Annotated in this window: 11 protein-coding genes; 5 read left to right on the forward strand and 6 right to left on the reverse strand. The window is 64.9% G+C overall.

What is annotated here, in order from left to right:
- Nucleotides 1-32 precede the first annotated feature (32 nt).
- Nucleotides 33-977 carry a LysR substrate-binding domain-containing protein gene (locus P0D73_RS18310; protein ID WP_408432409.1) on the forward strand — a complete coding sequence of 315 codons (945 nt, stop codon included), beginning with the start codon at nt 33-35 and terminating at the stop codon, nt 975-977.
- 114 nt (nt 978-1091) lie between these two features.
- A complete protein-coding gene (locus P0D73_RS18315) occupies nt 1092-1880 on the forward strand; it encodes a sulfite exporter TauE/SafE family protein (protein WP_132375944.1) in 789 nt (262 codons plus the stop codon).
- 46 nt (nt 1881-1926) lie between these two features.
- Here the strand turns inward: P0D73_RS18315 and P0D73_RS18320 are convergent, their stop codons facing one another.
- From P0D73_RS18320 to P0D73_RS18330, 3 genes are read right to left on the reverse strand one after another with little or no spacing between them, the layout of a single operon-like run.
- On the reverse strand, nt 1927-2175 hold the full coding sequence (locus P0D73_RS18320; RefSeq protein ID WP_132375945.1) for a hypothetical protein: 249 nt from the start codon (nt 2173-2175) through the stop codon (nt 1927-1929).
- Nucleotides 2176-2222: 47 nt separating this feature from the next.
- Nucleotides 2223-2384 carry a hypothetical protein gene (locus P0D73_RS18325; RefSeq protein WP_408283325.1) on the reverse strand — a complete coding sequence of 54 codons (162 nt, stop codon included), beginning with the start codon at nt 2382-2384 and terminating at the stop codon, nt 2223-2225.
- A gap of 38 nt (nt 2385-2422) precedes the next feature.
- Nucleotides 2423-2776 carry a BON domain-containing protein gene (locus tag P0D73_RS18330; protein WP_408283327.1) on the reverse strand — a complete coding sequence of 118 codons (354 nt, stop codon included), beginning with the start codon at nt 2774-2776 and terminating at the stop codon, nt 2423-2425.
- Nucleotides 2777-3381: 605 nt separating this feature from the next.
- On the opposite strand from P0D73_RS18330, the gene P0D73_RS18335 reads away from it, so the two are divergent.
- The 3 genes from P0D73_RS18335 to P0D73_RS18345 all read left to right on the forward strand — a co-directional run bounded on the left by P0D73_RS18335 (nt 3382) and on the right by P0D73_RS18345 (nt 6843).
- The gene (locus P0D73_RS18335) at nt 3382-4866 is read left to right on the forward strand and encodes a TAXI family TRAP transporter solute-binding subunit (protein ID WP_408432411.1); all 1485 of its coding nucleotides are present in this window, start codon (nt 3382-3384) and stop codon (nt 4864-4866) included.
- Between the two features lie 93 nt (nt 4867-4959).
- Nucleotides 4960-5610 carry a 2-hydroxychromene-2-carboxylate isomerase gene (locus P0D73_RS18340; RefSeq protein ID WP_132375948.1) on the forward strand — a complete coding sequence of 217 codons (651 nt, stop codon included), beginning with the start codon at nt 4960-4962 and terminating at the stop codon, nt 5608-5610.
- Between the two features lie 252 nt (nt 5611-5862).
- Nucleotides 5863-6843 carry a LysR substrate-binding domain-containing protein gene (locus P0D73_RS18345; RefSeq protein ID WP_132375949.1) on the forward strand — a complete coding sequence of 327 codons (981 nt, stop codon included), beginning with the start codon at nt 5863-5865 and terminating at the stop codon, nt 6841-6843.
- Between the two features lie 63 nt (nt 6844-6906).
- On the opposite strand, the gene xdhC is transcribed toward P0D73_RS18345, so the two are convergent.
- The 3 genes from xdhC to xdhA are packed head-to-tail and all read right to left on the reverse strand — an operon-like array spanning nt 6907 to nt 11454.
- On the reverse strand, nt 6907-7473 hold the full coding sequence (gene xdhC / locus P0D73_RS18350) for a xanthine dehydrogenase accessory protein XdhC (protein ID WP_408315457.1): 567 nt from the start codon (nt 7471-7473) through the stop codon (nt 6907-6909).
- Between the two features lie 52 nt (nt 7474-7525).
- Nucleotides 7526-9898, reverse strand: coding sequence for a xanthine dehydrogenase molybdopterin binding subunit (xdhB, locus tag P0D73_RS18355; RefSeq protein ID WP_408315459.1), 2373 nt, complete (start codon nt 9896-9898; stop codon nt 7526-7528).
- 32 nt (nt 9899-9930) lie between these two features.
- Nucleotides 9931-11454, reverse strand: coding sequence for a xanthine dehydrogenase small subunit (gene xdhA / locus P0D73_RS18360; protein ID WP_408432413.1), 1524 nt, complete (start codon nt 11452-11454; stop codon nt 9931-9933).
- Between the last annotated feature and the right edge of the window lie 149 nt (nt 11455-11603).

Below are 11603 nucleotides of genomic sequence, written 5' to 3' on the forward strand. Positions count from 1 at the left end.
GCTAGAACACAAATGAACACCGTGATGTGAATATGGCTCACACCTCGCCACACGCCGCGTCCGCGCGGCCGCCGCTCGCCAGCCTCGAAACCGTCTGCCATGTGGCCCGCGAAGGCTCGTTCCTCGCCGCCGCGGAAGCAGCCGGGCTCACGCACGGCGCGATCAGCCGGCGCGTCGCGGCGGTAGAAAACTGGCTCGGCATGACATTGTTCGAACGCCATGCCCGCGGCGTGCGGCTGACACCGGACGGGCAGCGTTTTGTTGGGCGGATCGAGCAGGCTTTCGGCATTATCGACAGCGCGGCGGACCAGTGGCGTTCGCCGCGCAGCCCGCAACTGGTCAAGCTGAGCGTGGTGCCCGCATTCGCCAAGCTGTGGTTCTTCGAGCGCCAGGCGGCGTTCGAAACCGAGGCGCCCGCGCTGCGCATCCAACTCGACATCGACCATCGCAACGCGGACATCGTCAGCGGCGACGCGGATCTGGCCATTCGCTACGGGCGCGGCAACTGGCGTCATCTGGAGGTCAAGCCGTTCTTGCCGGAGAAGCTGTATCCGGTGGCGCATCCCGCACTGGCCGCGCAACTGGCGAAGCAGCGGCATAAGCGCGGCGACGCGGCGCTACTCGACGTGCCGCTGCTGCACGACTCGGACGTGACAGGCTGGCGCGCATGGTTCGATGCGCTGGACATGCCGTTGAAACCTCGCCCGCAGGACCGGCGCTTCGAAGACTACACGCTGGTGCTGGCCGCCGCGGAAGCGGGACTCGGCGTGGCGCTGGCACGCGTGCCGCTCGCCGACGCCTATCTGCAGCGCAGCGGCCTCGTACGCGTGAGCCGCCATGAAGTCGCCTCGCCGCTGACCTACTACTTCGTGCATGCGAAAGGCGAAAACCGGCCCGAAGTCCTCGCGCTGATCGATCGTATGCAGGCCGCGCAGCGTACCGCTTCATACGCAAACGCGGCAGTTTTGCGACAATAGCGGCTTTCGCCGCGCCGCGGCGGCCTTTGCGCCGCCCTCCATCGACTGTCGAAGGCCGGCGCGCCGGCCTTGCCGCCTATAACCCGTCCCACCCGACCGCCAGCGGTCCGCTCAATGGCACTTCCCCACATCGATCTGTTGTACTCCGTCTCCGGCCTGTTCGTCGGCTTTCTGGTCGGACTGACGGGCGTCGGCGGCGGCTCGCTGATGACGCCGATCCTGGTCCTGCTGTTCAATGTGCATCCGGCCACCGCGGTCGGCACCGACCTGCTGTACGCGGCGGCCACCAAGGCCACCGGCACGCTCGTGCACGGCCTGAAGGGCTCCGTCGACTGGCAGATCACCCTGCGCCTCGCCGCCGGCAGCGTGCCGGCCGCCACGATCACGCTGATCCTGCTGCATCGTTATGGCATGGACACGCCGGGCGCGAGCCGGCTGATCCAGGTCGTGCTCGGCGCGGCGTTGCTGGTGACGGCGGTGGCGCTGGTGTTTCGTCCGCAACTCGCGGCGCTCGGCGCGCGCAAACAGCGCACGCCGCGTCAGGGACGCACGCTCGCGCTGACCATGCTGACCGGCGCGGTGCTCGGCGTGCTGGTGTCGCTGACTTCGGTCGGGGCGGGCGCGATCGGCGTGACGGTGCTGTTGCTGCTGTATCCGCTTTTACCGACCACGCGCATTGTCGGATCGGACATCGCGCACGCGGTGCCGCTCACCCTGCTGGCGGGCGCCGGCCATTGGCTGCTGGGCTCGATCGACTGGTCGATGCTGCTGTCGTTGCTGGTGGGATCGCTGCCGGGCATCGCGATCGGCAGCTATCTGTCCTCGCGCGCGCCGGACGCGCTGCTGCGCAACCTGCTCGCCGCCACGCTCACACTAGTCGGCGTACGTCTCGTGCTGGCCTGAAACCGCCCTAAGGATATCGACGCACGGCGGCGCGAACGTCCAGCGGCTACTTGAAGAACCGGCAGGTCAGATCGGCCTCGAACTGCCGGATCCACTGACCGTGACGATCGTGATAGGACTGCGCCCAGCCGCCGCGCCGCACGGTGACGAGGCGCTCGTGCGCTTCATCGCTCGGATCCGCGCAGGCACTGATGTCGAAATGGACCGGTGCAAAACCGTGCCGCGCGCACACCAGTTCGAAAGCCGCCCGATCGCCGATGGGCAGATCGGTATAGCGCAAAAGCGAGGTGTCCATGACTTTGACTCCGGTTCCTTACGCATCACAGTACGCTTTGCAACGCGTCAGCAGTGTGTCACAGCGCACAGACGGACCGTGGCCGCGCCGCCGTCCCATTCGAAACGGCTGAGCCCCATCATCGCCGCTTCAATAATCGCCAAATAAATAAAAAAAGGCCCCGGTTTTTTGCCGGAACCTTGGTGCACGCCTGCATCACGATGGCGCATGACGGCGTGAGCCGTCCGCGCCAGGTGCCGCAGCCTGCTTACTGCTGCACAACGGTCAGCTTGTTCGACACCGACGTCACGCCGGCGACGCCCTTGGCCGCCTGGCCGGCAGCGTCGATCTGGCCTTCGTCAGGCACCGAACCCGTGAGGGTCACCGCGCCGCCACGAGCACGCACGGCGATGTTCGACACGTCGACGCCTTGTGTCTTGGCCAGCGCGCTACGCACCTTGCGGCCCAGCTGGCTGTTCGCCTTCTTGGTCGACTTGGCGCTGGCAGCCGGCGCGGCGGTCGTGCCGGTTGCCGTTGCGTCGCTTGCCTGAGCGTACACATTGCACGCCACCACCATTGCCACAACCGAGCCCAGCGTTTTCAGAAAACCGACCGATTTCATAGCTTTTCTTCTCCTTAGCTTCACATTGGACCGCATATACAAGCGGCTTCGTTACGACTACCGGCAGCCATGCTGGGCGCGCACGACAAGGCGCGGCCAAGCAACGGCCGACTAGGGCTGTAACACGATGTGCGAGAGGCGAGAGAGGCCGGTTGCCGTTGCCGCCTGCGATGACCGATGACGGGCATGCAGTGCGGTACGAAACCGGCAAGCCGCGAAGTCCGCCGACGCGCCCGGTTCTTGTGTGTCGTGCCGGGTCGCGCCGCGCAAACATCTGTTCGCGGCAGCGATGCACAATTTAATCTAGCCGGGCCAGAAGCGCAAAGGGTTTAGTCGCGTTTAGTCACACTCGAGATGCGAATCGCGTCAGACGCGCGGGCTGTCACGCCACGTTCACGATTTGTTACGGGTTTGTCGTCGCTGGCCGCCGCCGCGCGTTCCGCCGTGCGGTGAATCTCAGGTACCATCGGCGCGACGCAAGCTGCCGCGCGGCTTGCGTGCCCTTCGCGGCAGCCTGGCCACAAGCCGCGCGTGCTTCGCACCGCTTTGCGCGCGGCGGAGCGCCGTTCCTGTTCACTTTCGACCGTAGCCCGTCACGTCATCCGATGAAGCCAGCCTCCGGCCGCAAAAGCCCTCCCCGTCTCGTCGCCCGTTTCGTCGCGATCTCCTGGCGCGATCTCGCGGTTTCGTTCGGGCCGATCCTGCTGATCGCCGCCGTCGCGATCTGGTTCGCCGTGCGGCTGATCCAGCCCGCGCCGCCCAGCACGCTGACCATCAGCGCCGGCCCCGAAGGCAGCACCTTCTGGACAGCGGCGCAAAAGTACAAGGCGATTCTGGCGCGCAACCGCATCACGCTGAACGTGCTGTCGTCGGAAGGCTCGCTGCAGAATCTCAAGCGGCTGTCTGATCCGAAGTCCGGCGTCGATGTCGCCTTCGTGCAGGACGGCGTCGCGCCCGGCGCGGCGGCCGACGGGCTGATGTCGCTCGGCAGCGTGGCCTATGTGCCGCTCGCGATCTTCTACCACGGGCCGACCGTCACGCGGCTCTCCGAGTTCAAGGGCCAGCGGCTCGCGGTCGGCGCCGAAGGCAGCGGCACGCGCGAACTGGCGCTCGCGCTGCTCAAGGCGAACGGCATCGTGCCGGGCGGCGCGACCAAACTCCTACCGCTTTCGGGCGACGACGCCGCCGAAGCACTCGTCTCCGGCAAGGTCGACGCGGCGTTCCTCGCCGGCGATTCGGCGCAACCCGCGGTGATGGGCAAGCTCTACCGCACGCCGAACGTGCAGTTCTACGATTTCTCGCAGGCCGACGCCTACACGCGGCGCTTTCCCTACCTGACGCAACTCGAAATGCCGATGGGCGCGTTCGACCTCGGCAAGAACCTGCCGTCCGCGCCGATTCACATGGTGGCGCCGACCGCCGAGCTGGTGGCGCGCGATTCGCTGCATCCCGCGCTTTCCGACCTGCTGATCGAAGCCGCGCGCGAGGTGCACGGCAAGGCGAACATCATGCAGCGCGCTGGCGAATTCCCCGCGCCGCTCGCCCACGATTTCCCGGTCAGCGACGACGCCGCGCGCTACTACAAGTCCGGCAAGAGCTTCCTCTACCGCATCCTGCCGTTCTGGCTCGCGAGTCTCGCTGACCGCCTGCTGGTGGTCGTGGTGCCGCTGATCGTGTTGCTGGTGCCGGCGTTGCGTCTGGTGCCGTCGCTGTATGCGTGGCGGGTGAAATCGCGCATCTATCGCTGGTACGGCGCGCTGATCGCGATCGAACGCAGCGCGCTCAGCGACCATTCGCCCGCCGAGCGCGCGTCGCTGATCGAGCGGCTCGACGCGATCGAGGAGTCGGTCAACGGTCTGAAGATGCCGCTCGCCTATGCGGATCAGTTCTACGTGCTGCGCGAGCATATCGGCTTCGTGCGCCAGCGGCTCATGCAGGCCCGAGACGCCCAGCGCGACGACGCCGCCAACGAAGCGGAAGGCGCGGAGAACGGATCGGACGAAGCAGGCGCCGGACCCACGCCGCCCGCCGCGAACGAAGCGGCTGAAATCGGCGAAACGCGCGACGACCGCGACGCGAAACCATATTGACGGGTGCAAGCCGCGGCTGCACCGCGTAAGATCATTACAAATCCGACGGTGCAGCAGACGCGCCGTGCGGAACCGGCAATTCGGGAGACATTTATGACCGTTGGCATCGACGCCAGGCAACCGCTGTGGTTCTACGACTTTGTCTCGCCGTTTACCTACCTGTTGCTGGAGCAACACGACAAATGGCCGGGCTTCGACTTCGTGTTCACGCCGGTCGTACTGAATGATCTGTATCGTCACTGGGGACAGCGGCCGGCTTACGGCGTGCCCTCGAAACGCACCTTCCTGTACCGGCACGCGCTGTTTCGCGCGGAGCAACTCGGCATTCCGTACAAGATGCCGCCGGCGCATCCCTTCGATTCCATGAAGCCGTTGCTGCTCGCCACCGCGGCGAATGGCGACATCAACTTCGTGCGCGAGATTTTCCGATTCATCTGGCGTGAAGGCCGCGATCCGTCCACTGACGAAGCCTTTGCCGAGTTGTGCGACCGCGTCGGTATGCCCGACGGTCCGGAGATCATCAGAAGCGCAGCCGTGCTGGCGCAATTGCAGCGCAACACGGCGGATGCGATCGGCCTCGGCGTCTACGGCGTGCCGACCTTCTTTCTGAACGATCAGTTGTTCTGGGGTGAGGACGCGTTGCCCATGGTGCTGTACTGCGCGCGCACGCCGAACTGGCTCGAATCGAGAGAAGTCAAACGGATCAGTTCGCTGCCGTCGGGGCTTGCGGACATTCAACCGTAGGCGATACGTAAGCGTAAAGCGGGCTAAACGCGCGCCGCACGGCGCTTGCGCGGGCCGATTGCAGGTCGATAGCGGCAAAACAGCCTTGCTGATGCCGGCCATACCGTGCCCGCTATGCCGCTACACCGCAAACGGGCCTAAGGTTATGACCTTCGCGCCGTGCGCGTTGGCGCTGCGCTCTCACGAGACTCTCGCGGGCGGCTCCGTACGACGCCTTATCGAATGATCCGTTTGCCCCGCCTCGCTTAAACCATGGACGACACCGCCGCCTCCCTCGATATCTGGCTCGTGCGCGTGCTGCGCACGCTGCTGGTCGAGCGCAGCGTCACGCAGACCGCGTTGCGTCTGAATCAGACCCAGCCTGCCATCAGCACCGCGCTGCGCAAACTGCGCGAGACGCTGAACGACCCGATCCTCGTGCGCGGCAAGTCGGGCATGGTGCCGACCGAATACGGCGAATCGCTGCTGGCTTCCGCGCAGCGCGTGCTGCGCGAAGTCGATTTCGTCGCGACACCGCATGGAGACTTCGATCCCGGCCGCTCGCGCCGTACGTTTCGCGTGGCCGCGCCGGATTATCTGAACGACTTCTTCATGCCGACGGTGATCGCGCAGTTTCGCGAGGCGGCGCCGCACGCGCGGCTCGAAATCGATTCGCTGAGCCCGATGCTCGATCATTCGGCCGCGCTCGATGCCGGCGAACTCGATCTGGTGATCGGCAACTGGCCGAAGCCCGAGCCGCGCTTCGAGCGCAGCGATCTGTTCTCCGACACGGTCGTGTGCATGATGCGCGCCGATCATCCGCTGACGCGCATGCCGTTGACGCGCGAGGCGTATCTTGCCGCGCCGCATCTGGCGCCGACGGCGTATAGCGGCGCGAGCAGCGGCGCCATCGACATTGGTTTCGCGCGGGCGCGCGCCGAGCGGCGTATCGTTGCCACGCTGCCCTACTTCGGACTGGTGCCGCAAACGCTGCTGCAATCCGATTTGATCTTCACGACCACGCGCCGCTTTGCGATGCACTACGCGGACATGCTGCCGCTCGCGGTGGTCGATGTGCCGATTCCGTTTCCGCGCATCAAGTGCTATCAGTTGTGGCATCCGCAGCCGGACCGGCCGAGCGATGTCGGCTGGCTGCGTACGCTGATGTCCGAGGTGTCGGATACGCTGGTCGCGCAGAAGGTGCGGCGCGCGAAACGGGCGCCCAAAAAGGAAACGTCAGCCGCGATGGGCTGACGTTTGGGTTTGCAGTGCGATCGGCGGCGGTTGAACGCCTTCGTCTTGATCGACTTCTAGCTATCAGACACTCGCGCAGAGCTGCTGCGTTGCGAGCTGCGCCACGACCTGCCGCGTACGAATCTGCAGCAACTCCGCGCACACCGCCACGGCGATCGCCGAAGGCGCCTTATCGACGATACCGGCCACGCCGATCGGACACGTCATCTCCACCAGCCGGTCCAGATCCACGCCACGATCGAGCAAACGACGCTCGAATTTCACGCGCTTCGTCTTTGAACCGATCATGCCGAAGTAGGTGAAATCGCGCCGCCGCATGATGCGTGCGGCGAGCGAGAAATCGAGCGCGTGATTGTGCGTCATCACAAGAAAGTACGCGCCTGGCGGCGCCGTATCGACAATCGCGTCCGGCGTGTCGGTCGCTTCGATCTGCACGTTGGCGGGCGTTTCGTCGGGGAACAGTTCGTCGCGCTCGTCGACCCACTGGACGACGCACGGCAAGCTGCCGAGCAGCTTGATGAGCGCGTGCCCGACGTGCCCCGCGCCGAACAGCACGATATGCATCGGCGCCGGACGCGGCGTCTGCACGGCGCTGCGTCGGCCGATCTGAACGGATGAAAAATCGTTCATGGCGATCATTCCAGTGAGTGTGTTGTTCACGCGCTTCTTTCCCGGCTCATTGCTACGCTGGTTGCCGCGGTGTTGCGGTTGCGGCCCGCACCGCGCCGACCGCCTTGAGGATTTCCTCGCTGGTCGCGGGCGCATTCAGCGGCGGATTGACCTTGTGGTCGCCCACGGCCGACACTGCGTCGCGCACGGCGAAGAACACCGAGAACGGCAGCAGCAGCGGCGGCTCGCCGGTCGCCTTCGAGCGATGGATGCTGTCCTCCGCGTTGCGGTTTTTGAAGAGACGCACGCGGAAGTCGGGCGGCGTATCGTTGACGGTCGGAATCTTGTAGGTGGACGGCGCATGCGTCATCAACTTGCCGCCGGCGTTCCACCACAGTTCTTCGGTCGTGAGCCAGCCCATGCCTTGAATGAAAGCGCCTTCCACCTGGCCGACGTCGAGCGCCGGATTCAACGAAGCGCCCACGTCGTGCAACGCGTCCGCGCGCAGCACGCGCATTTCGCCGGTCAGCGTGTCGATCACCACTTCCGATACGGCCGCGCCGTACGAGTAGTAGTAGAACGGCCGGCCTTGCAGCTTCGATTGATCCCAGTAGAGCTTCGGCGTCGCGTAGAAACCGTCCGACCAGAGCTGAATACGCGCGACGTAAGCCTTCGCGATCACTTCTTCGAACGGCACGATCGCGTCGCCGACCACGACCCGGTCATGCACGAAGCGGACTTCCGACGCGCTCACCTGCCCCGCGCCGAAACGCTCGGCGGCAAACGCCGACAGACGTTCGCGCAACTGACGCGCGGCGTCCTGCGCAGCCTTGCCGTTCAGATCGGAACCCGTCGAGGCCGCCGTCGCCGACGTATTGGCGATCTTGCTGGTGTCGGTGGCCGTGACGCGAATGCGGTTGAAACCAATGCCCAGTTCATGCGCGACGACCTGCGCGACCTTCGTGTTCAAGCCCTGGCCCATTTCGGTGCCACCGTGGTTCACCAGCACCGAACCGTCGGTGTAGATGTGAACCAGCGCGCCGGCCTGGTTGAAGTGAGTCACGTTGAACGCGATGCCGAACTTGACCGGCGTGAGCGCCATGCCCTTCTTCAGTATTTCGTTATTCGCGTTGAACTCGTTGATCGCCGCGCGACGCGCGCGGTATTCGCTGGTCGCTTCGAGTTCGTCGATCAACTCGTGAATCACGTTGTCTTCGACGATCTGACCGTACGGCGTCTGGTTACGCTCCGTCTTGCCATACAGATTGCGGCGGCGCACGTCGAGCGAATCTTCACCCACCGAGCGCGCGACGTTGTCCATGATGTATTCGATCGCGAACGCGCCTTGCGGACCGCCGAAACCGCGGAACGCCGTATTCGACTGCGTGTTGGTCTTGCCGCAGAAGCCGTCGATCGTGACGTCGGAGAGCCAGTACGCGTTGTCGAAGTGGCACAGCGCGCGCGTCATCACCGGACCGGACAGGTCGGCGGAGAAGCCGCAACGCGAGGTCATGTCGACCGTCACGCCGTCGATCACGCCCTTGTCGTCGTAGCCGACTTCATACGTGTAGTGGAAGTCGTGGCGCTTGCCCGTGACCATCATGTCGTCGTCGCGGTCCGGACGCAGTTTCACCGGGCACAGCAGCTTCCATGCGGCGAGCGCCGCGCAGCACGCGAACAGACCCGATTGCGATTCCTTGCCGCCGAAACCGCCACCCATGCGGCGGCATTCGATCAGCACGTTGTGCGACGCCACGCCCAACGCGTGCGCGACCATGTGCTGCATTTCGGTCGGGTGTTGCGTCGAACAGTAGACGTGCATGCCGTCGTCGTCCTTTGGCACCGCGTACGAAATCTGACCTTCCAGATAGAACTGTTCCTGACCGCCGAGCAACATTTCGCCGGTTTCGCGACGCGCGGCGCGGGCGATCTTGGTGTCCGCTTCGCCGCGCGCGAGTTTCATCGGCGGCAGCACGTGCTGGTTCGCGGCGCGCGCCTGCTGCGCGGTCAGAATCGCCGGCAGTTCCTCGTAGACGACTTCGGCGCGGCGCGCGGCGAGACGCGCGGTTTCATGCGACGTCGCGACCACGATGAAGATCGGCTGGCCGATGTATTGCACGAGACCGTCGGCGAGAATCGGATCGTCGCCGTGGATGATCGGGCCGACGTCGTTGACGCCCGGAATGTCGTCGGCGGTGAAGATCGCGACCACGCCCGGCGTGGCGCGCACCTTGTCGAGCGACATCGAGACGATCTTCGCATGCGCTTTCGAGGACAGGCCGAGCGCGGCGTGCAGCGTGCCGGCGAGCGTCGGGATGTCGTCGGTGTACGTGGCGCGGCCGCTCACGTGCAGATGCGCGGACTCGTGCGGACGCGAGATGTGCACCTGGGTAAAGTCGTCGAGATCCTGAAGGTCTTTCAGGAACGGTTCGGCTTGCTGATTCATTGTTGTGTTCTCCGTATCCTTTGGGCTTCTACTTAGACTGCGGCCGGCGCACAGGCCGCGGCGACCGCGCGCACATCCAGCGCGCTCTTGGGCAGCGGATTGTTCGGACGCGTTTCGAGCCAGAAGCGGTACAGCGTGTTCTTCGCCGATTCGAGGCGGTAGTTGCTGGTCGCGCGCATGTCCGAGAGCGGCGCGTAGTCGTTGCCGAGCGCGAGCATCGCGGCCTGCGCGGTGGCTTCGTGCCATTCGGCGTCGCGCAACACGGCTTCCGCATGCGTCGCGCGCTTGGACGTGGCAGCCATGCCGCCGAACGCAATGCGCGGCTCGCGGATCAGATTACCGTCGGCGATGAACGCGAACGCGGCGCACACCGCCGAGATGTCCGAATCGAAGCGCTTCGAGAGTTTGTAAGTGCGGAACTGCAGGTTCTGACGCACGCCGGTGCGCGTCGGCACTTTCAGTCCGACGACGAACTCGTGCTCCGCCATGTCCTTCTTCTGATACGCGAGGTACAAGTCTTCGAGCGGCATTTCGCGCTCGATCTCGCCGCCGCGCACGATCACGCGCGCGCCGAGGGCGATCAGGCCCGGCATCGAATCGCCGATCGGCGAACCGTTGGCGATATTGCCGCCGAGCGTGCCGGCGTTACGAATGGGCAGCGACGCGAAACGCTGCCACATCTCGTTCAGTTCGGGGTATTGCTTCGCGATTTCCGCGTAAGCCTTTTCGACACTCACGCCCGCGCCGATCTCGATCCATTCGTCGTTGGTCTCGAGCTTCTGCAGTTCGGCGATCTGCCCGACATACACGATGTTGCCGAGGTCGCGCATCATCTTGGTGACCCACAGGCCGATGTCCGTGCTGCCGGCGAGGATACGCGTGGCCGGTTCGGCTTCCTTGATCTTTGCGAGCGCTTCGACCGTACGCGGCGCAGCGAACTGCTGGCCGGCGTGCTGGTAGTGGAAAGTGTCCTTACGTTCGAGCGTGGCGAGCGTTTTCGACAATGCTTCGATGTTGACCGGCGCTTTCGGCGCGGGCGCTTCGAACATGCGCACTGCCGCGTCGACAATCGGACGATAGCCCGTGCAGCGGCACAGATTGCCGGTCAGCGCGTTGCTGATCGCGTCACGCGACGGCACGCTCTTGTTCGCGCAGCTATGTTCGTGGCCGTGCTTTTCGTACAGCGACCACATCGACATGACGAAACCTGGTGTGCAGAAACCGCACTGCGAGCCGTGGCACTCCACCATCGCTTCCTGCACGGGATGCAGCGAGCCGTCCGGTTGGCGCAGGTCTTCGACGGTGTAGAGCGCTTTGCCGTCGAGCGTCGGCACGAACTGGATGCAGGCGTTGACCGCCTTGAAGTCGACGCCGCCCGCCTCGTTGCGCTCGCCGATCACGACCGTGCACGCGCCGCAATCGCCTTCGGCGCAGCCTTCCTTGGTGCCGGTGCAATGCGCGTCTTCGCGCAGATATTGCAGGACGGTGCGGGTGACGGGCGCGTCCTTGATCTCGCGGATCGCGTTGCGGTGGTAGAAGCGAATCGGCTCAGTCATGTCTCGTTACTCTCGAATGTTCTGTGTCCGTGGGGACGTGCAGCAGTGATGATTCGAAAACTATCACCGTCAATAAATACAACCCATAGCTCGGGTCGCATGCGGGACATATCCGCGAAAAGATATCGAGATTGGTTTGGGGGACGGTT

It is taken from the genome of Paraburkholderia sp. RL18-101-BIB-B, from assembly GCF_046026985.1.
Lineage (GTDB): Bacteria > Pseudomonadota > Gammaproteobacteria > Burkholderiales > Burkholderiaceae > Paraburkholderia.